This is a genomic window from Collimonas antrihumi (assembly GCF_018304965.1).
In the GTDB taxonomy this organism is placed as follows: Bacteria; Pseudomonadota; Gammaproteobacteria; order Burkholderiales; family Burkholderiaceae_D; genus Collimonas; species Collimonas antrihumi.
On the sequence record NZ_JAGQED010000005.1, the window covers coordinates 65543 to 86141 of the forward strand.

The 20599-nt window shown below is 56.8% G+C and carries 21 protein-coding genes and 1 pseudogene; 13 read left to right on the top strand and 9 right to left on the bottom strand.

The features are described from left to right. Positions 1–20: 20 nt before the first annotated feature. The 3 genes from fahA to KHU29_RS06620 are packed head-to-tail and all read right to left on the bottom strand — an operon-like array spanning position 21 to position 4033. A complete protein-coding gene (gene fahA / locus KHU29_RS06610; RefSeq protein WP_246541659.1) occupies positions 21–1298 on the bottom strand; it encodes a fumarylacetoacetase in 1278 nt (425 codons plus the stop codon). A 26-nt stretch (positions 1299–1324) separates the two neighbouring features. Continuing rightward, entirely contained in the window at positions 1325–2635 is a 1311-nt protein-coding gene (gene hmgA, locus KHU29_RS06615) for a homogentisate 1,2-dioxygenase (RefSeq protein ID WP_211452063.1), read from the bottom strand. Positions 2636–2668: 33 nt separating this feature from the next. Next, complete coding sequence (locus KHU29_RS06620; protein WP_211452064.1) at positions 2669–4033, bottom strand: MFS transporter; 1365 nt, start codon at positions 4031–4033, stop codon at positions 2669–2671. A gap of 136 nt (positions 4034–4169) precedes the next feature. Here KHU29_RS06620 and KHU29_RS06625 point away from each other — a divergent pair, with 136 nt between their 5' ends. Together KHU29_RS06625 and KHU29_RS06630 are read left to right on the top strand one after the other, a co-directional pair. Continuing rightward, positions 4170–5066, top strand: a complete 897-nt coding sequence (locus KHU29_RS06625) for a LysR family transcriptional regulator (protein WP_211452065.1) — start codon at positions 4170–4172, stop codon at positions 5064–5066. Between the two features lie 66 nt (positions 5067–5132). Beyond that, positions 5133–5462, top strand: a complete 330-nt coding sequence (locus tag KHU29_RS06630) for a DMT family transporter (RefSeq protein WP_211452066.1) — start codon at positions 5133–5135, stop codon at positions 5460–5462. Between the two features lie 16 nt (positions 5463–5478). Here the strand turns inward: KHU29_RS06630 and KHU29_RS06635 are convergent, their stop codons facing one another. Next, positions 5479–6471, bottom strand: coding sequence for a serine/threonine protein kinase (locus tag KHU29_RS06635; protein ID WP_211452067.1), 993 nt, complete (start codon positions 6469–6471; stop codon positions 5479–5481). A 181-nt stretch (positions 6472–6652) separates the two neighbouring features. Here KHU29_RS06635 and KHU29_RS06640 point away from each other — a divergent pair, with 181 nt between their 5' ends. Both KHU29_RS06640 and KHU29_RS06645 read left to right on the top strand, forming a co-directional pair. Further along, positions 6653–7483 (top strand): DNA ligase, encoded by an 831-nt coding sequence (locus KHU29_RS06640; protein ID WP_211452197.1) that lies wholly within the window; start codon positions 6653–6655, stop codon positions 7481–7483. Between the two features lie 216 nt (positions 7484–7699). Then, positions 7700–8398 carry a UPF0149 family protein gene (locus KHU29_RS06645; protein WP_211452068.1) on the top strand — a complete coding sequence of 233 codons (699 nt, stop codon included), beginning with the start codon at positions 7700–7702 and terminating at the stop codon, positions 8396–8398. A gap of 57 nt (positions 8399–8455) precedes the next feature. Here the strand turns inward: KHU29_RS06645 and orn are convergent, their stop codons facing one another. Beyond that, positions 8456–9061: an oligoribonuclease gene (orn, locus tag KHU29_RS06650; protein ID WP_211452069.1), complete on the bottom strand. Its 606-nt coding sequence runs from the start codon at positions 9059–9061 to the stop codon at positions 8456–8458. A gap of 203 nt (positions 9062–9264) precedes the next feature. Here orn and KHU29_RS06655 point away from each other — a divergent pair, with 203 nt between their 5' ends. From KHU29_RS06655 to ppnP, 5 genes are all read left to right on the top strand, one after another. After that, the gene (locus KHU29_RS06655; RefSeq protein WP_246541622.1) at positions 9265–10596 is read left to right on the top strand and encodes a M48 family metallopeptidase; all 1332 of its coding nucleotides are present in this window, start codon (positions 9265–9267) and stop codon (positions 10594–10596) included. Then, complete coding sequence (rsgA, locus tag KHU29_RS06660) at positions 10589–11569, top strand: ribosome small subunit-dependent GTPase A (RefSeq protein WP_211452070.1); 981 nt, start codon at positions 10589–10591, stop codon at positions 11567–11569. Before KHU29_RS06655 ends, rsgA begins: the two co-directional genes overlap by 8 nt. A gap of 211 nt (positions 11570–11780) precedes the next feature. Then, positions 11781–12695 (top strand): ornithine carbamoyltransferase, encoded by a 915-nt coding sequence (argF, locus tag KHU29_RS06665; protein WP_211452071.1) that lies wholly within the window; start codon positions 11781–11783, stop codon positions 12693–12695. A 59-nt stretch (positions 12696–12754) separates the two neighbouring features. After that, on the top strand, positions 12755–14089 hold the full coding sequence (gene argG, locus KHU29_RS06670) for an argininosuccinate synthase (protein ID WP_211452072.1): 1335 nt from the start codon (positions 12755–12757) through the stop codon (positions 14087–14089). A gap of 38 nt (positions 14090–14127) precedes the next feature. Continuing rightward, positions 14128–14442 (top strand): pyrimidine/purine nucleoside phosphorylase, encoded by a 315-nt coding sequence (ppnP, locus tag KHU29_RS06675; RefSeq protein ID WP_211452073.1) that lies wholly within the window; start codon positions 14128–14130, stop codon positions 14440–14442. Between the two features lie 152 nt (positions 14443–14594). Here the strand turns inward: ppnP and murB are convergent, their stop codons facing one another. Then, on the bottom strand, positions 14595–15626 hold the full coding sequence (murB, locus tag KHU29_RS06680) for a UDP-N-acetylmuramate dehydrogenase (RefSeq protein ID WP_211452074.1): 1032 nt from the start codon (positions 15624–15626) through the stop codon (positions 14595–14597). A gap of 192 nt (positions 15627–15818) precedes the next feature. Here murB and KHU29_RS06685 point away from each other — a divergent pair, with 192 nt between their 5' ends. Both KHU29_RS06685 and KHU29_RS06690 read left to right on the top strand, forming a co-directional pair. Further along, the gene (locus tag KHU29_RS06685) at positions 15819–16304 is read left to right on the top strand and encodes a YajQ family cyclic di-GMP-binding protein (RefSeq protein ID WP_092358925.1); all 486 of its coding nucleotides are present in this window, start codon (positions 15819–15821) and stop codon (positions 16302–16304) included. A gap of 109 nt (positions 16305–16413) precedes the next feature. Beyond that, entirely contained in the window at positions 16414–17064 is a 651-nt protein-coding gene (locus KHU29_RS06690) for a retropepsin-like aspartic protease family protein (RefSeq protein WP_211452075.1), read from the top strand. A 55-nt stretch (positions 17065–17119) separates the two neighbouring features. On the opposite strand, the gene aroG is transcribed toward KHU29_RS06690, so the two are convergent. The 3 genes and pseudogenes from aroG to KHU29_RS22325 all read right to left on the bottom strand — a co-directional run bounded on the left by aroG (position 17120) and on the right by KHU29_RS22325 (position 18857). Further along, on the bottom strand, positions 17120–18187 hold the full coding sequence (aroG, locus tag KHU29_RS06695; protein WP_211452076.1) for a 3-deoxy-7-phosphoheptulonate synthase AroG: 1068 nt from the start codon (positions 18185–18187) through the stop codon (positions 17120–17122). Between the two features lie 248 nt (positions 18188–18435). Continuing rightward, a pseudogene (locus tag KHU29_RS22140) lies at positions 18436–18741 on the bottom strand (MFS transporter); the annotation flags it as partial. Then, positions 18723–18857 (bottom strand): MFS transporter, encoded by a 135-nt coding sequence (locus KHU29_RS22325; RefSeq protein WP_211452077.1) that lies wholly within the window; start codon positions 18855–18857, stop codon positions 18723–18725. The gene KHU29_RS22325 and the pseudogene KHU29_RS22140, both read right to left, overlap by 19 nt. A 327-nt stretch (positions 18858–19184) precedes the next feature. Between KHU29_RS22325 and KHU29_RS06705 the strand changes: the two genes are divergently transcribed. Both KHU29_RS06705 and alkB read left to right on the top strand, forming a co-directional pair. Then, complete coding sequence (locus KHU29_RS06705) at positions 19185–19928, top strand: 2OG-Fe(II) oxygenase (protein ID WP_211452078.1); 744 nt, start codon at positions 19185–19187, stop codon at positions 19926–19928. A gap of 10 nt (positions 19929–19938) precedes the next feature. Beyond that, entirely contained in the window at positions 19939–20592 is a 654-nt protein-coding gene (alkB, locus tag KHU29_RS06710) for a DNA oxidative demethylase AlkB (protein ID WP_211452198.1), read from the top strand. Positions 20593–20599: the final 7 nt, after the last annotated feature.

Here is a 20599-nt window from a genome sequence, read left to right on the forward strand (position 1 = left end):
GATATTTGCGGTGCGAAAAATCAAGCTCGCGCCGGCAATATCTTGCCGCTGACCACGCCAAACCCCACGCGATAACCAACGCCCTGACACCAGCCCGTCATCCCCACCTCATCGCCATCCTGGATAAAACTACGCTGGCTGCCATCCGCCAGCGTCAGCGGATTCTTGCCGTTCCATGTCAGCTCCAGCAAGCTGCCGAAGGCATCCGGCGTGCTACCGCTGATGGTGCCTGAGCCCATCAGGTCGCCGATGCGGGTGTTGCAGCCGGAAACTGTGTGATGCGTCAGTTGCTGCACCATGGTCCAGTACATGGCTTTGAAATTGGTGCGGCAGATGGTTTGCGCTGCGGCGTTCTCGCCAGGTGTAAGCGACACCTCCAGCGTGATGTCATAGCCATTCTTGCCGCTCTGCTGCAGGTATGGCAGCGGCTCCGGTTGCTGTGCCGGGCTGGCGACGCGGAACGGTTCCAGCGCGTCCATGGTGACGACCCACGGTGAAATCGAGGTGGCGAAAGATTTGCTGTTGAACGGTCCGAGCGGTACATATTCCCACTGCTGCAGATCGCGTGCGCTCCAGTCGTTGAGCAGCACCATGCCGAAAATATGCTGTTCCGCATTGGCGATGTCGATCGGTTCGCCCAGCGCGTTCGGCTGGCCGATGATGAAGCCGGTTTCCAGTTCGAAATCCAACTTGCGGCAGGCGCCAAAAATCGGCGCTTCGGCGTCCGGCAATTTCAGCTGTCCGTTGGGGCGCTGCACCGGCGTGCCGCTGACCACTACCGAGCTGGCGCGGCCGTTGTAGCCGATCGGGATGTGCAGCCAGTTCGGCAGCAACGCATTGGCCGGATCGCGGAACATGGAGCCGACATTGGTGGCGTGTTCCTTCGACGAGTAGAAATCGGTATAGCCGGGAATCTCCAGCGGCAGATGCAGGCTGGCCTGTTCCTGGGCGACGAATACCTTGGCGCGCAAAGCCTGGTTATCGCGCAGTTGCAGGTTGTCATCGCGCAGCATTGCGCTGATGGCGGCGCGAGTGCTGCGCCAGGTCGCACGGCCCAGTGCGATGAAGGGATTCAAACTGGCCTGGCGAAACACTTCAGGGCTGATACTCGGATTCAGCAAGCCGGCTTCGGCCACCGCCGCCATATCCAGTATCTGATCGCCGATGGCGACGCCGACGCGCGGCGCCGGATTGGCGGTGGTGCTAAATACGCCGAACGGCAAATTCTGGATAGGAAAATGCGACTCCGCCGGAGTCGGGATAAATGATTTCAGTACGGGATCGTTAGCTTGCATCATGTCTTTTTCTCTCTTGTCTTGTTGCATCAGGGTTGACCGTTGAAATGCTTTTTCAAACCATGCCAGCATTGCAGATAGTCCTTCTGCAGATGCGGCGTCGCCAGTGCGTAAGGCGTGGGATGAATCACGTAGCGGCTTTCAAACATGAAGGCCATTGTATTGTCGATACGGTGTGGCGCCAATGTCGCATTGGAAGCTTTGTCGAACGTTGCGGCATCGGGGCCATGGCCGCTCATGCAGTTGTGCAGGCTGCCGCCGCCGGGTGTAAAGCCGTCGGCCTTGGCATCGTAGGCGCCGTGAATCAGGCCCATGTATTCGCTCATGACGTTGCGGTGGAACCATGGCGGCCGGAAGGTGTGCTCGGCCACCATCCAGCGCGGCGGGAAAATCACGAAATCGACATTGGCGGTGCCGGCCGTATCCGAAGGCGAAGTCAGCACCGTGAAGATGGATGGATCTGGATGATCGTAGCTGACTGTGTTGATGGTGTTGAACAAGCTCAGGTCGTATTTGTATGGCACGTAATTGCCATGCCAGGCCACCACGTCCAGAGGTGAATGACCGATACGCGCCGTCCACAACTGGCCACCGAATTTCGCCAGCAACTGGAACTCGCCTTCGCGATCTTCATAGGCCGCCACCGGCGTCTGGAAATCGCGCGCGTTGGCCAGGCCGTTGGCGCCGATCGGGCCCAGTTCCGGCAATTGGAAAGCGGCGCCGTAGTTTTCGCAGATATAGCCGCGCGCGCTGCCGTCAGGCAGTTCGATGCGAAAACGCATGCCGCGCGGGATCACTACGATTTCACCAGGCTTGACTTCCAGCACGCCGAGTTCGGTCCTGGCCAGCAGACGTCCTTCTTGCGGCACGATCAGCAATTCGCCGTCGGCATCGTAAAAGAAGCGGTCCTGCATGGAGCGATTTGCCACGTACAGATGAATGGCAATTCCGACCTGCGCCGCGGCGTCGCCGTTGCCGGCAAAGGTGACGATGCCATCGATAAAATCGGTGGGCTGATCATCGGCCGGCAATGGCAATGGATTCCAACGCAACTGGTTGGGCGGCGTATCGATCTGAGTAAACGGACCACTAGCCAACAAAGGCTGCGGAGATTTTTCAAATGCGTGGTGCATTGCGCCCGGCCGGATACGATACAGCCAGGAGCGACGGTTGTGCGCGCGCGGCGCGGTAAATGCGGTGCCGGACAGTTGTTCCGCATACAGGCCGTAAGGTGCTTTCTGCGGCGAATTTTGAGTTGCAGGCAAGGCTCCGGGCAAGGCTTCGCTGACGAAGTCATTGCAGAATCCGGACTGGTAACGGAGCGCGTCGAGGTTTTCCATGGGCTTTATCCTTGGTTCAAGTTCTTATCTATCCTAATGCGCAATGACCGCATTCGCTGCCTTACGTTGTGAAGTCTCCTGCATCAACATCAGCATCACGGCCGACACCAGCGCCGGCACGGCCAACAAGATGAAGATGCTGCTGTTCGGCCAGTTCAGGCGGATCAGCTCGCCACCCAGCACCGGTCCGACGATGGAACCGATGCGGCCTATGCCCAGGCTCCAACCGATGCCGGTGGAGCGCAACGTGGTCGGGTAGTAAGTGCCTGCCAACGCGTTCACCGCAGGCTGGCCGCCGACGATGCAGAAGCCGGCGACGAAGATGCTGGCAAACAGGAACAGCAACGAGATTTCCGGACGGCCGATCAACGCCACTGCTACACCGGCAATCAGGAATACCGGAATCAACACACGGCGGAAGCTGGAGCGGTCAATCAACTGCCCCATGACCAGCGTACCCAGCGTGCCGCCGATCTGCAAGGTGGTGCCGGCCATCACTGCGGTGGCAGTCGACAGGCCGGCATCCTTGGCAATCGTCGGCAACCAGTTCGAGAGGAAATACAGATTCACCAGGTTCATGAAATTGATGATCCACAACAGGATCGTAACCTTGGCCCTGCCCTCCTGGAACAGTTGCAGCATCGGCGCACCCTTTCCGGCTTTTTCGTTGACGACGTAGCGCGTATCCTGATTGATCACGACCGCGGGATCGATGCGGCGCAGCCACCTGCCGACCTGCTCCAGCCGTTTGCCGCGCAACACCAGGAATTGCATCGACTCCGGCAGCAGGAAAATCATCAGCACGCCGATCACCAGCGGCACGACGCCGCCGACATGGAATACCGATTGCCAGCCGAAGCGCGGGATCAATGCCGCCGACAGCAAACCGCCCAGCACCGCGCCCAAGGTGAAGCCGCACGAAACCAGCATCATCAAAGTGACCCGCTTACGCACAGGGCTGTATTCGCCGGCCAGCGCCATCGCATTCGGCATGATCGCGCCCAGCCCGAGGCCAGTCACGAAGCGCAGTACGATGAGTTGCCCGACCGTGCCGGCCATGGGCGTCAACAACATGCAGGCGGCGAAGAACAAAGTGGCGGCAATCAACACCGGGCGGCGGCCGATACGGTCGGCCAGAATGCTGAAACAGAGCGAGCCCACCAGCATGCCGAACAAGCCGGCGCCGAACACCGGCCCCAGATTGGCCTTGGCGATGCCCCACTCCTGGATGATGGCAGGCGCCACATAACCCATGGCCTGGACGTCGAAACCGTCGATGATCAGGCAGATGGCGCACAGGGTCAGCATGACGATCTGGAAGCCGCCGATGCGGCTGCGGTCGATCAGGGCGGGGATGTCTATCGGGCTGCCGTTTGTATTCTTCGTCGCAATGGCCATACGTGTCTCCAGGTAATTGTTGGCGTCGTATCAATACGATCTGGTTTTGGGCATTATCATCCTTTTTAATAATCAGAAAAATAGGCAACAATTAAAATCATTTTTTAATTAACTTAAATAATATAAAATCGTCATCATGGACAGGCTGGATTCGCTACGAGTATTTTGCCAGGTGGTAGAACTGAACAGCTTCAGCCGCGCCGCTGAACAGCTGGAGATGTCGAACGCCACCATCACCAATCACATTGCCGCCCTGGAGCGGCATTTCGGCGTGCGCCTGCTGAACCGCACCACCCGCAAGATTTCCCTTACCGACGATGGCCATAGCTGCTATCAGCGCGCGCAACGCTTGCTGGGCGACATGACCGAACTGGAAGATGCATTGCAAGGCCGGCGCGTGACGCCGCAGGGTATCTTGCGCGTCGATGTGCCCACCGTGATTGCCCGTATTTACCTGGCGCCGGCGCTGGAGCGCTTTACCGCTCTGTACCCCGACCTGTCGATCAGGTTGAATGTCGGCGACCGCATGGTCGATATGGTGGAGGGGCGCGGCGACGTCTGGATCCGCATCGGCGAGCTGAAGGATTCCAGCATGGTGGCGCGCCGTATCTACCAAACCCGCAACCTGTGCTGCGCTTCGCCGGAATTCCTGGCGCGCTACGGAACTCCGCAGACGCCGCAGGAACTAAGCAGTTTCCGTTGCCTGGCTTTCGTTCACCCTAACAGTGGCCAGAACGTCCCCTGGACCTTTAGCAAGGGCAAGCAAGAACATAGCTGGGCGCCGCCCGGCAATATCGCCATCAACCACGCTGAAACACTGATCCATGCCGCCAGCAGCGGCGCCGGCATCGTCCAGCTGCTGACGCTCTCGCTCAATCCGCAGATTCGCGATGGTCTCTTGACGCCGGTTCTGGCAGACTGGGCGACGCCAGGGCCGCCGGTATCGGTGGTGTATCACCAGAGCCATCAGTTGTCGGCCAAGGTAAGGGTATTTGTCGATTTCGTTACGGAGCTGTTTGCGACTATCGATTAGGGTTTCAGAGTTAACCGATTTTAGAGTTTCGGTTCATCTACGTTTTATTTTTAGCCAGGAGAAGTCATGCATTGGGTCTATCTATTGATCGCCATCGTTGCCGAAGTGATTGCCACCAGTGCCTTGAAAGCCAGTGCCGAGTTCACCCGGCTGGTGCCGTCGATTGCGGTGGTGGCGGGCTATCTGACGGCCTTCTATTTCCTGTCGCTCACATTGCGCACGATGCCGGTGGCGATCGTCTATGCGATGTGGTCGGGCATCGGCATTGCGCTGATCGCCCTGGTCGGCTGGCTGTTCCTGAAGCAAAGCCTGGATGCGGCGGCGCTGATCGGCATCGGCTTGATTGTTTCCGGCGTGTTGGTGCTGAACGTGTTCTCCAAATCGGTAGCACACTAAATCTCTGCTGCTAACTTCATGCCTGCCATAACGGCGGCTCATCCATCAGCGCGATCTGTTCGCGCAATTCCAGCACCCGGTCTTGCCAATAGCGCTGGGTATTAAACCAGGGGAAGGCCACGGCGAAAGCCGGGTCGTCCCAGCGCCGCGCTATCCAGGCTGCGTAGTGGATCAGGCGCAGCGTGCGCAGGGCTTCGATCAGATACAGCTCGCGCGTATCGAAATCGCAGAAGTCTTCATAGCCGGCCAGCAAGCTGCCCATTTGCTGCACCATGTCCCTGCGCTCGCCGGACAACAGCATCCACAAATCCTGCACCGCAGGCCCCATGCGGCTATCGTCGAAATCGACAAAGTGCGGCCCGGCATCGGTCCACAACACATTGCTGCCGTGGCAATCGCCATGCAGGCGCAAGGCGCCGACACTCCCGGCACGCTCAAAACAGCGGCGCACGCCCAGCAAAGCCTGGGTCACGGTGCTGCGATAAGCTTCCAGCAAATCTTCCGGCACGAAATTGTTGGCGAGTAAAAATGCGCTAGGTTCTTCGCCGAAACTGACGATATCCAATGTCGGCCGGTGCTGATAATTGCTGAGTGCGCCGACTGCGTGAATGCGGCCCAGGAAACGGCCCAGCCATTCCAGCGTAGCGCTATCCTCCAGCTCCGGCGCGCGGCCACCGTGGCGTGGAAACACTGCGAAGCGGAAGCCCTCGAACTGGTGCAGGGTACGCCCGTCTTCCGCCGCCCATGCAGCCACCACCGGAATTTCACGCTCGACCAGCTCTTGCACGAAGCCGTGTTCCTCCAGGATCGCAGCGTCGCTCCAGCGTTGTGGCCGATAGAACTTCGCCACCAGCGGCGGCCCTTGTTCCATGCCGATCTGGTACACGCGGTTTTCATAGCTGTTCAGCGCCAGCAGGCGGCCATCGCCATGCAGGCCGATGCTGTCGAGCGCGTCCAGTACGGTGTCCGGGGTGAGGGTCGAAAATGATGCGGGAGGCGATGTAGTCATCCCGCATTGTAAACGCCGGCGGCTTATTTTTTTGGAGGATTAGGCAGTAATGACATTGTTGCTTGCCAATGCCAGGTGGTAAATTTTAAAAACAACAACTTACCAGGCAAACCTCATGACAATGCTCTCGCCAAGCTTGATCAAAAAAGCATTTTGCAACGTCATCAGTGCATTGCGCCTGATGGTGCCAGGCATATTGACGACGCTGGTGACATTAGCGCCTCTGGCGGCGGCAAACGACATCCCGCCAGCGTTAATGCTCGCCAACAGCTACCGTCCCGGTATCAATCTTGCGGGATATTGGGTGAGCGAAAAAATGGATGGTACGCGCGGCTATTGGGATGGCGAAAAATTGCTGACGCGCCGCGGCCAACAAATATTTGCACCTGCCTGGTTCACTGCGAATTGGCCGAAAGTGGCGCTGGACGGCGAACTGTGGGCCGGCCGCGAGCAGTTCCATCACGCGGTCTCCACCATACGCCGCCAGACGCCGGACGATGCGGCCTGGCGCAAAATGCGTTTCATGGTGTTCGATCTGCCGGCGCATGGCGGCACTTTCGATCAGCGTCTCATTGCATTGCAAAGCGTGACTGCCAAGCTTGCCGTGCCCTGGGTAGTCGCAGTCGAACAAATCAAGGTCGACGACCATGCGGCCTTGCAAAGTATGCTTGAACGCATCGTCAAACAAGGCGGCGAAGGATTGATGTTGCACAGAGGCGATTCGCTTTACCGTGGATATCGCAGCAATGACCTGCTCAAAGTTAAAATCCACGAGGATGCGGAAGCCAAGGTCATCGCCCATATTCCAGGCAAAGGAAAATACCAAGGCATACTGGGCGCTTTACAGGTGGAAACCCCAGACGGCTTGCGCTTCAAACTAGGCAGCGGTTTCACCGACGCGCAGCGGCGCCAGCCGCCGGCGCTGGGAAGCCAGGTGACTTACCGCTATCGCGGCTTGACTCCTGGCGGCACGCCACGGTTCGCCAGTTTCATGCGGGTGTATGAGCAGTAGTGCTCCGATTTTGATATAAGATCATTCAATCTGGTTTATCGGCTTACCAAAGAGCCTGTCGAAGGCTATACCGGTATTCTGCGGTAGCTTCATGTAGAATTTCTCAGGACAAATGATTGCTCACGGACAAGCATCTCGAATATTTTGCAGCTTAAGCGCATTTCAATCGTAAAATCCGTATCCTCATTTCCCTCGTAAATTTAAACGGCCATCTCCATGAATCTCGACGAACCCCTCTCAGACAAAGAATTTGACGAACTGGACGATTTTTTATTGTCCGATCGTTGCGCTGAAGACAGCATGACCATGGATACCCTGCACGGCTATCTGACGGCGCTAGTGATCGGCCCCGAACAGGTTTTGCTGGGTGAATGGCTGCCACATGTGTGGGGACCGTCGCTGAAAGACGCGCCGAAATTCAAGTCCGACAAGGAATATGAAAAGATCGTCGGCCTGATTGCGCGCTACATGAATGAAATCGCTGTCACGCTGGAAGTGGCGCCGAAAGAATACGAACCGCTGTTTTGCGAACACGAACACGAAGGTAAGAACCTGCTCGACGGCGAAGCCTGGACCTGGGGTTTCTGGGAAGGCATCAACCTGCGCGCCAAAGCCTGGGAACCGATCTGGCACTCCAACCTGGCGACGGTAGTACGCCCTATCTACTTGCTAGGTGCGGAAGAACTGGAAGAGGAAGAAATGGCGTTGCGCGAAGATCCCGTGCAACGTCACAAGCTGGCAATAGAGGTGGAGGCGGCGATTCCGGAAATCTACCGTTATTGGCTGCCGCACCGTAAATCGGCGGTCACCACCATCCAGCGCGACAAGCCGAAAGTCGGCCGCAATGATGAGTGCATCTGCGGCAGCGGTAAGAAATTCAAGAAATGCTGTGGCATCGACTCCAGCGAAGATTGAACATGGAAAACGGTGGATAGCGCTAAGCGGTATCCACCCTGCCACATTGACGCAGCATTATTCTTTAATGAAATGCTCGCGGTAGTAGCGCAGTTCTTCAATCGATTCAATGATATCCGCCAGCGCAGTATGCTTTTGATGCTTCTTGAAGCCACTAGCCAGTTCCGGCTTCCAGCGGCGGCATAGTTCTTTCAGGGTGGATACGTCCAGGTTGCGGTAGTGGAAAAACGCTTCCAGCTTGGGCATCCCGCGCGCCATGAAGCGGCGATCCTGGCAAATCGTGTTGCCGCACATAGGTGACTTGCCGTTCGGCACGTATTTTTTCAGGAACGCGATCAGCGCCAATTCGGCATCACTTTCGGTCACGGTCGAGGCTTTCACCTTTTCGATCAGGCCGGAGCGGCCATGGGTACCCTTGTTCCAGGCATCCATGCCATCCATGATTTCGTCAGGTTGATGAATCGCAAACACCGGCCCTTCCGCAAGGATATTCAATTGCGGATCGGTCACCACCACCGCCACTTCAATGATGCGGTCGGTATCCGGATTGAGCCCGGTCATTTCCATATCGACCCAGATCAGGTTGAATTCGTTAGGCCGCACCGGCGCCGCGGGAACTGGCGGAGCTTCGGGTGTAGCGGATATATCGTCGGCTTGTGACATAATTGTTCTCTTAGTTAGCGGTATTGCGGCATTTCACGTGAAATTTGCCGTAAAGCGCCTTCAGGAACCGTCGCGAGCGGCTCAAGGTCTGGTCGAGAAGCGGAGCTGTACTTTAGTACAGCGAGCATCGCAGACCAGAGATTGAGTCGCGCAGTAGGTTACTGGAGGTGCAATTGGAAGGTATTTTCTCACATAGGGACGGCATGTCTTCATTTGCATTTTCAGTTTTGTTTGTTGTTTTCCTGGCGATCACCCTGGTGGTGCGCTTCTGGCTGAGCTCGCGCCAGATTCGCCATGTACTTGCCCACCGCAGCGCAGTACCGGCCGAATTCGCCGAAAAGATCCCATTGTCCGCGCACCAGCGCGCTGCCGACTACACCGTCGCCAAGACCAAATTCGGCCTGTTTTCGATGCTGGTGAGCGCTGCCGTCCTGATCGGCTTCACGCTGTTGGGTGGTTTGCAGTTGCTTTCCAACATCATATTCAACTGGGCCGGCCCCGGCATGGTCTATCAACTGGGCTTGCTGGTGGCGTTCGGCGCCATTTCCGGCCTGATCGACCTGCCGCTGGATTATTACAAGCAATTTGTACTGGAAGCCCGTTTCGGCTTTAACAAGATGACGGTCCGGCTGTTCTTTACCGACATGTTGAAAAACACCTTGATCGGCGCCGCTATCGGCTTGCCGCTGATCTGGGTAGTGTTGCAGCTGATGGCAAAATCAGGCGGTCTCTGGTGGTTTTACGCCTGGCTGGTATTCAGCGCTTTCCAGCTGTTGATGCTGGTGCTCTACCCTACCGTGATTGCGCCGCTGTTCAATAAATTCACGCCGCTCAACGACGACAGCCTGCGCGACCGCATCGAAGGCTTGATGAAACGGGTCGGCTTCGCCTCCAAGGGCTTGTTCGTGATGGACGGCTCCAAGCGTAGCGCCCACGGCAACGCCTATTTCTCCGGCTTCGGCGCCGGCAAACGGATTGTTTTTTTCGACACCCTGCTGGCGCGTCTGGCGCCGCATGAAATCGAAGCAGTGCTGGCGCATGAACTGGGCCACTTCAAGCTCAAGCACATCACCAAACGCATTGTCGTGATGTTCGCGATTTCGCTGGCTTTCCTGGCTTTGCTCGGTTACCTGAAGCAGCAACTCTGGTTCTACACCGGCCTCGGCGTCAATCCGCTGCTGCTGGCCGATCTCAGCAACAACGATGCGATGGCGCTGATCCTGTTCATGCTGGCGCTGCCGATCTTTACCTTCCTGCTGTCGCCACTATCGTCGATCAGTTCGCGCAAACACGAATTCGAAGCCGACGCATTTGCCGCCCGGCACACCGACGCCAACGATCTGGTGGCGGCGCTGGTCAAGCTGTATGAAGACAATGCCTCGACCCTGACACCAGATCCGCTGCACTCTGCGTTCTACGATTCGCACCCGCCTGCCTCGGTACGCATCAAAAAATTGACGAATAAGTTATCAGATAAGGTAGACGATAAGTTGGACGATAAGTTGGACGATAAGCCGATGGCAGCACATGGTTGATCACAGCAAGCTAAGCCACCACAAGCAACACAGCAACCAGGCCGGCAGCGGCCTGGTGATTGCCGCACACGGCCGGCACTATCTGGTGCAAGGAAAAATTGGGGAAGGGTCGCTTACAGAATCGCTCAAATTGCAATGCGTCACGCGCGGCAAGAAAAGCGATGTCGCCGTCGGCGACCGGGTTCAGTTGAAGCTGACTTCGCCCAACCAAGGCGTGATCGAAGCCATCGATGAGCGCCACAGCCTGCTGTATCGCTCCGACCAGTACAAATCCAAGTTGCTGGCCGCCAACGTCACCCAGCTGTTCATCGTGGTGGCAACCGAACCGGGTTTTGCCGACGATCTGATTTCACGCGCGCTGGTGGCTGCAGAAGCCGCCGGCGTCACGGCGCATATCGTGCTGAACAAAACCGATATCGTCGAATCGCTGGCCAAGACCCGGCAACGGTTGCAGCTGTATGCCAGCCTCGGCTACCCGGTGCATGAAGTGTCGGCACGCGCATTCCCGGAACAAACCTGCGCCACGCTGGCACCCTTGCTGGCAGGACAATCGACCATCCTGATCGGCCAGTCCGGCATGGGCAAATCGTCGCTGATCAACCTGATCATGCCGGGCGCCGACATTGCCGTGCGCGAAATTTCCGCCGCTCTCGATACCGGCAAGCACACCACTACCTTCACCCGCCTGTATGAAATGGATGTGGCGGACACCAGCCTCGGAGGCAATCCCGCCAACATCATCGATTCGCCGGGATTCCAGGAATTCGGCTTGTATCAGTTGAGCGAAGGCATGTTGGAGCGTGCCTTCACCGAGTTCTCGCCCTACCTTGGCAAGTGCAAGTTTTACAACTGCCATCATCTGACCGAACCGAGCTGCGCCGTACTGGAAGCGGTCAAGGAAAACAAAATATCGCCGATGCGGCATCAGTTGTACGTGCAGTTGCTGCATGAATCGTCGCAAAAGCTGTATTAATTGCCAAAACAGCCATTTTTCGACAGGTATCTTTTCTACTGAAATCCCTTATAATTGAAGCACTTATTTCATTTCTAAGCCAATCTCAGGTAGTCGGGAAGTCGGCAGTGCAGCAGTTGGTGGTGCAATTGATGCCGCAATTGAGCAGTTGTTTTAAAAATGGAATTCCAACTATCGGCGGCAGTCGCCACAGCGGCCGCCGTTTTCATTTATGGCAATCAAACACTACCTGCAGTTTTCTGATTTTTCGCTGGACGAATACGAGTACGTGATTGAACGTAGCCGTCTCATCAAACGCAAATTCAAGAATTACGAACCGCATTACACGCTGCTCGACCGCACGCTGGTGATGGTTTTCGAGAAAAACTCGACCCGCACCCGCCTGTCGTTCGAAGCCGGCATGCATCAGCTCGGCGGCGCCGCCATCTACCTCAACACGCGCGACAGCCAGCTGGGGCGCGGCGAGCCGGTGGAAGATGCGGCGCAGGTAATGTCGCGCATGTGCGACGTCATCATGATCCGCACCTTCGGCCAGGACATCATCGAACGCTTCGCCACCCATTCGCGTGTGCCGGTGATCAACGGCCTGACCAATGAGCAGCATCCTTGCCAGGTGCTGGCTGACATCTTCACCTATATCGAGCACCGCGGTTCCATCGCCGGCAAGAAGGTAGCCTGGATCGGCGACGCCAACAACATGCTGTATTCATGGTTGCAAGCGGCACAGGTATTCGGTTTTCACGTCAACGTCTCGACCCCGAAGGGTTACGATATCGACCCGGCGCAAGTCGCCGCCGACAACCAGCGCTACACGTTCTTCGCCAATCCGTCCGACGCCTGCGAAGGGGTCGACCTGGTCACCACCGATGTCTGGACCAGCATGGGTTATGAAGATGAAAACGCGGCGCGCCTGAAGGCTTTCGACGGCTGGATCGTCGACCAGGCCAAGATGCAGCGCGCCCGGCCGGATGCCTTGTTCATGCACTGCCTGCCCGCGCATCGCGGCGAAGAGGTTTCAGCCGAAGTGATCGACGGCCCGCAATCGGTAGTCTGGGATGAAGCGGAAAACCGTTTGCATGTGCAAAAAGCTTTACTCGAATATCTTGTACTCGGAAAAGTCGAGTAGCGCTCAACCTCGATACAGCCACAGTACAACCCCAGTCACAACAACCCACACGAAATATCATGTCCAATATCCTGCAATCCGTTCCAGTTAACGAAAAAGTCGGCATCGCCTTCTCAGGCGGCCTCGATACCAGCGCTGCACTGCACTGGATGCGCCAGAAAGGCGCGATCCCTTACGCCTATACAGCCAACCTGGGCCAGCCTGACGAACCGGACTACGACGCTATCCCTCAGAAAGCCAAGGCTTACGGCGCTGAACTGGCGCTCCTGGTCGATTGCCGCGAACAGCTGGTGGCTGAAGGCATCGCCGCCCTGCAGAGCGGCGCTTTCCACATCTCCACCGCGGGTGTTACTTACTTCAACACCACTCCGCTCGGACGCGCCGTCACCGGCACCATGCTGGTGGCCGCCATGCGCGAAGACAAGGTTGATATCTGGGGCGACGGCAGCACCTTCAAGGGTAACGATATCGAGCGTTTCTACCGTTACGGCCTGCTGGTCAATCCCAACTTGCGCATCTACAAGCCTTGGCTCGACGACAAGTTCATCCAGGAGCTGGGCGGCCGCAAGGAAATGTCGGAATTCATGATCGCGTCGGGTTTCGACTACAAGATGTCGGTGGAAAAAGCCTATTCGACAGATTCCAACATGCTCGGCGCCACCCATGAAGCGAAAGACCTCGAATTCCTGAACTCCGGCATGAAGATTGTCGAACCGATCATGGGCGTCGCCTTCTGGCGCGACGACGTGGAAGTCAAGCGCGAAGAAGTCACCGTGCGCTTTGAGGAAGGCCGTCCGGTCGCACTGAACGGCATCGTGTTTGCCAACCAGGTCGACCTGATGATGGAAGCCAATCGTATCGGCGGCCGCCACGGCCTGGGCATGAGCGACCAGATCGAAAACCGCATCATCGAAGCCAAGAGCCGCGGCATCTATGAAGCGCCGGGCCTGGCCCTGCTGTTCATCGCTTACGAGCGCCTGGTCACCGGCATCCATAACGAAGACACCATCGAGCAATATCGCGAAAGCGGCCGCCGCCTGGGCCGCCTGCTGTATCAAGGCCGCTGGTTCGATTCGCAAGCGATCATGCTGCGCGAATCCGCGCAACGCTGGGTGGCGCGCGCCATCACCGGCGAAGTCACGATCGAGCTGCGCCGCGGCAACGATTATTCGATCCTCAACACCGAGTCGGCCAACCTGACCTATCATCCGGAACGCCTGACCATGGAAAAGGGCGAAGGCGCCTTCTCGCCGCAAGACCGTATCGGCCAACTGACCATGCGCAACCTCGACATCAGCGATACGCGCCAAAAGCTGGCGATCTATCAAAGCACCGGCCTGCTCGCATCCAGCAACGCCGTGTCGCTGCCGCTGCTCGATAAAGACGCGGAATAAAATTCACGCTAACTGAAAAAACTCAAAACGAACTCAACATGACTACACAATTCGACAATGTCACCGTCCTCAAGCAAGGCAATGTCTATTTCGACGGCAAATGCGTTTCCCACACCGTCGTTTTCGCGGATGGCAGCAAGAAGACGCTGGGCGTCATCCTGCCTTCATCGCTGAACTTCGGTACCGGCGTTGCAGAAATAATGGAAATTACCAGCGGCATCTGCCGTGTGCGCCAGAAAGACCAGCAAGCCTGGGTCCAGTACAGCGGCGGCGAGCGCTTTGAAATCCCGGCCAATTCGAGTTTCGATATCGAGACGCTGGAAACCGTGAACTACGTTTGCCATTACGCCTAAAACGTAAAGAAAAATGCAAAAAAAAGCCCGTGATGCAGTTGCATGACGGGCTAAATCCATTACTTTAGGGAGTGTTGGATATGAGACATAACGGAGTTTAAGTCCGTTATGTGACCTAATAATGACACATTGAGATGCGAACCGCTTGCGCCTCAAATAAAAATCGGTTCCGGCTCCAGCGTTACGCCAAATTTCCCTCTCACATCGGCCTGCACCGCTTGCGCCAGGCGCACCACATCCTGGCCACTGGCGCCGCCGCGGTTGACCAGCACCAGCGCCTGTTTTTCATACACACCCGCTGCACCCAGGTTTCTCCCCTTCCAGCCGCACTGATCGATCAGCCAGCCGGCAGCCAATTTGTAACTGCCGTTCGGCTGCAGGTAATTCACCAATTGCGGATATTGTTCCAGCAGAGCATTTCGTTGTGCTGCCGTCACTATCGGATTCTTGAAAAAACTGCCGGCATTGCCGATCACTGCGGGGTCCGGCAGTTTGCGGGTGCGGATGGCAATCACCGCATCGCTGATATCGCGCGCGCTTGGCTGCAGCAATTTACGCGTATCCAGCTCTTGCGCCACATCGGCATAACGCAAAGCAGGCTGCCAGTGCTTCGGCAAGGCAAAGGTGACATCGAGCACCACTGCCCTGTCGCGCAAGCGGTGCTTGAACACGCTGTCGCGATAGTCAAAGGCGCAGGCGCTGCGATCGAGGGTCAGGATTTCGCCGCTCTCCATATCGATTGCGGTCAGCGCATGGAAGCGCTCTTGCAGCTCGATGCCGTAGGCGCCAATGTTCTGGATCGGCGCGGCGCCGACGCTGCCCGGAATCAGGGACAGGTTCTCCAGCCCTGCCAGCCCTTGCTCCAACGTCCATAACACCAGCTCATGCCAGTTTTCGCCGGCTGCCGCCCGTACATAAACGGCATCATCGTCGGCGCCGACAATTTCCCGTCCGCGATTACACATATGCAACACCAGCCCCGGAAAATCCTGGGTCAGGACCAGATTGCTGCCGCCGCCCAGCACCAGCCGCGGTAAACGGGCGGCGTCAGGGTCGGACCTGAGTATCTGCAGGGTTTCCAGTGAAGTGACCGGCAGGTAGGCGTGTGCGCTGGCATCGATACCAAAGGTATTATGCTGGCGCAGCGAAAAATCGAATTGGTACGGAAGCTTGGAGATGGTCATAGCATCGGGATTATAAACGTAAGCGGCTAAGGCCAGCGGCCAAACCTGACGCCTGACGATAGGCAGACATATAAGAAATAGGCCCGCCAGACTGACATCTCGGGTTTCTTGTCCGTTAAAATGCGCATAGCTCGACGGCGGCTCCAGCTTGAGCCTGCCGGCTTTGTTTGAACATACTGAAGGAATATCACCATGCCATCATTCGATACCGTATCGGAAGCCAATCTGGTCGAAGTAAAAAATGCCAACGATCAAGCCAACAAGGAAATCTCGACCCGCTTCGACTTCAAGGGCAGCGACGCCCGCATCGAGTTGAAAGAACGCGACCTGACTGCGTATGCCGACTCTGAATTCCAACTGGCGCAAGTACGTGACGTTTTGACCTCGAAACTGGTCAAGCGTAATGTCGACGTGCGCTTTCTCGACATCGGCAAAATCGAAAAAATCGGTGGCGACAAGGTCAAGCAAGTGATCAAGATCAAGAACGGCATCGAATCGGAAGCCGCCAAGAAGATCGTCCGCATCGTCAAGGACAGCAAGATGAAGGTCCAGGCCAGCATCCAGGGCGACGCGGTCCGCATCACCGGCGCCAAACGCGACGATTTGCAGGCAGCCATGGCCATGTTGCGTAAGGAAGTGGCCGATTTGCCACTGGAATTCAATAATTTCCGTGACTAAATTGTAGCTTGGCAACTTCTAGGGTTATCATCCACCTGCTGTTGCCGGCTGTTCAAGATATCGGCACTACGGCGCTACCTTAACCCCTTGCCAGGAAAGTCGGACAACAATGCGCCCGCTTGCTCTAGTCAACCGCCTGTTTTTACTTGCTTCCATTTCCTGTGTTACCTGCACTGCACAAGCTTCCGATATTGGCGTAGTCGGCCTGTTTCCGGGCAAAGCGGTGCTGGTAATCGACGGCTCCGGGCCGAAAACTTTCTCGGTTGGCAGCAAAGTCACCGACGATGTGAAGCTGCTGGAAGCCAACGGCTCCACCGCCACACTGGAAGTTAAAGGCAAGCGGCAAGTGATCGGCATCGGCGAATACGTCAGCCGTAGCGCACCCGGCGCTGCTTCCAGCGTTACCTTGAAAGTCAATCCGCAGGGACATTTTGTGGCACAGGCCCAGATCAACGGCGCCATGATGACCATGCTGGTCGACACCGGCGCCACCATGATCGCCCTGCCCGCATCGGAGGCAGTACGGCTCGGCGTGGACTACAAAAAGGGCAGGATGGTCGCGGTCAATACTGCTAACGGCGCGGCACCGGCGTACATGGTCAAGCTGAACACCGTCAAGATCGGCGACATTGAAATGAATCAGGTCGACGCTCTGGTACAAGAGGCCGGGCTGCCGTTTGCACTGCTCGGCATGTCGTTCCTGAACCGCACCGAGATGCGGCGCGAAGGCGAGATGATGGTATTGACCAAGCGCTTCTGACAGCGCTTGATCTACCAGCGGCGGATAACCTATCCGCCCTGTGTTACCTACCCGTTCAGGCCGGGCTGCTATTCAGCAAACGGCGTTGTTTTACCGCCGCTGCCAAACCTTCCAGCACTGCCACGCTTTCTTCCCAGTTGATGCAGCCATCGGTTACCGATTGGCCGTAGACCAGCTCCTTGCCCGGCACCAGATCCTGGCGGCCGGCAATCAGGTGCGATTCAACCATCACACCCACGATACGATCGTCGCCAGCGGCGATCTGGTTGCCGATATCGGCGCATACCGGGATTTGATTTTCCGGCTTCTTCGAGCTGTTGGCGTGCGACGCATCGATCATCAGGCGCGATGCCAGGCCACTGTTGGCGATATCCTTGCAAGCCGCTTCGACACTGGCTGCGTCATAGTTCGGCGCCTTGCCGCCGCGCAGAATGATATGGCAATCTTCATTGCCGTTAGTCGACACAATCGCCGAGTGCCCGCCCTTGGTCACCGACAAGAAATGATGCGGCTGCGAAGCGGCCTTGATGGCATCCACTGCAATCTTGATATTGCCATCGGTGCCGTTCTTGAAACCGACCGGGCATGACAAGCCGGAAGCCAGCTCGCGATGCACCTGCGATTCGGTAGTACGGGCGCCGATTGCGCCCCAGCTGATCAGGTCGGCAATGTATTGCGGGCTGATCACATCCAGGAATTCGGTACCTGCCGGCAGGCCCAGCTCGTTAATGTTCAACAACAGCTCGCGCGCCATGCGCAGGCCGTCGTTGATACGGAAGCTGTTGTCCATGTACGGATCGTTGATCAAACCTTTCCAGCCGACCGTGGTGCGCGGTTTTTCGAAGTAGACCCTCATCACGATTTCCAGCTCGCCCTTGAAACGTTCGCGCTCACCCACCAAACGGCCCGCATATTCCATCGCCGCCTTGGTATCGTGGATCGAGCACGGTCCGATCACCACCATCAGGCGGTCATCCTGCCCATGCAAAATGCGATGCAACGCAATCCGCGAATTGGCGGCTGTTTCCGCCACTTTCTCGGAGCAGCCGAATTCGCGAATCAAATGGGATGGTGGAACTAATTCTTTCATTTCTCGTATGCGCAGATCATCGGTGCGTTGCATGTTTTTCTCCTGGCTCAAAAGTGACTGGGTATAAAAAAACCGCCATCGCTGGCGGTTTTTTAGAAATTTCGGTTTGCTCTTTACTTACGAACGCTTACCGCTTTTCACCGCCGTGGGGCTGGAATAGCTAAAGTAAAAAAAGAAATAAGCGCGTGCGAAAGACATGTTTTTCAGTAAAGGATTATTAAAATCAAGACCAATAGTGCAGGATTTCCGGCGGTTTGGCAAGACCCGTATTAGCACATTATTTATATACAACAATATAATAGCGGTCCCGATACCGGTCCGCCAAGGCCAGGAGCCCGGCCATCAATGCATGGCAACCGCATGCCCCGAGCCGACGATGGGCGCAATGCCATCGCGCCGGTCCAGCCGCCGCCCCACGCGCCTAAAGCGATACCGACATTAAACGCCGCTATATTCAAACCGGAAGCAACATCCACTGCACGCGGTGCATGGCGCTCAGCCTGTTGCACCACGTACACTTGCAAACCTGGCACATTACCGAAGGCGAAAGCGCCCCACGCCAACACCGTCAGGACTGCCAGCCAGCGGGCGGAACGGAAACGCCAAGGCTGGCGGCAATAGTTGGAATCAAGCCAACGATAATGAATTCCGTCGTACCGATGGCAAAAGCGCTGAGCGTAAGCGCCCAAAGTGCGAGCGGCATGATGTTTTTCCTATTTGAAGTTTGACGCCATGTAGTTTGATGGCTGGCGTGACAAAGAAAAACAGCTGTGACCACAATACATATTTGACTAATAATCAAATATGTACGTGGTTTGATGCGAATTTTGCATAGAGCCTACAGTGTGCGGAGACTTGTACTCCGTAGCCCATTAATTAGGGTCAGAGTCAAATTACGCGATAAAACCTGCGTAATTTGACTCTGACCCTAATTAATTGCTTTGTTGCTGAATTCGACCGCAAGAGCCGGGGTGCGGCTCTCGGACAGCGTGGCTAGACTTAGTACTTTCAATCACTCGGGAGACAATTGATGAACGCCGTCATCGGTAATGCCACACAGGCCGTCGACGCCATCGCGGACCGGCTTACGCGCATCAACTGGGAAAACGTCTATCAAGATCTGGACAGCTACGGCAGCGCACTACTGCCGCGCTTGATAACACCCGAGGAATGCACTGCACTGATTGCACTTTATCCGCGCGACGATATCTTTCGCAGCCGGGTCGTGATGGAACGCCATGGCTTTGGCCGTGGCGAATACAAATATTTCAGCTATCCCCTGCCTGAGCTGATCGGCGACTTGCGCAACGCCCTCTACCCTTTGCTGGCACCGCTTGCCAACCGCTGGAACGAAACCATGAATATAGCCGCCCGCTTCCCGCAACGACACGCTGATTTCATCGCCCGATGTCACACCGCGGGCCAGTTGCGGCCGACGCCGCTCATGCTGCAGTACGGTGAGGGCGACTATAACTGCCTGCATCAGGACCTGTACGGAGAACACGTTTTTCCGCTCCAGGCAGCAATCCTGTTATCCGCACCGAGGCGCGATTTCAGCGGTGGCGAATTCGTAATGACGGAGCAACGGCCACGCATGCAATCGCGCCCAGAGGTAATTCCTTTGGGCCAAGGCGATGCGGTCGTGTTTGCCGTCCATAATCGCCCGGTACAAGGCCAGCGCGGCGCTTATAGAGTAAATTTACGACATGGCGTCAGCCGTATCCGCTCCGGATCGCGGCACACGCTAGGCGTGATTTTCCATGACGCTTCATGAAGAGCATTACATGACTTTCGATTTATTCGATGCAGAAGAACTGACCGATAAGCGGCAACAACAATTAGGGCAAGACGCATGCGTATTGCGCGGCTTCGCTACGCCTTACGTAGCGCAATTGTTGCCGTTACTGGAGGCAATTCAACAGGCATCGCCATTCCGCCATCTGGTGACGCCCGGTGGCTTTCGCATGTCGGTGGCCATGACTTGTTGCGGTCCTCTCGGCTGGACCAGCGACCGCCGCGGTTATCGCTACAGCGCTGTCGATCCGGAGCACGGCCGCAACTGGCCGCCAATGCCAGAGATTTTTTTACAGTTGGCGCAAGCCGCAGCGGCACAAGCCGGCTTCGATGGCTTCCAGCCCGATGCTTGCCTGATCAACCGCTACCAGCCGGGAACCAAGCTGTCGCTGCACCAAGACAAGGATGAGCAGGACTACGCTGCCCCCATCGTTTCCGTATCGCTGGGCATTCCTGCGATATTCCTGTTCGGCGGCCAGGAGCGCGCCGACAAGAGCGTTCGCGTGCCACTGTTCCATGGCGATGTCGTGGTCTGGGGCGGCGCCGACCGCCTGCGTTATCACGGCGTGCTGCCGCTGAAGGACGCCGAACATCCCTTGCTCGGCAGGCAAAGAATCAATCTGACTTTTCGCAAGGCAGCCTAATGTCGAG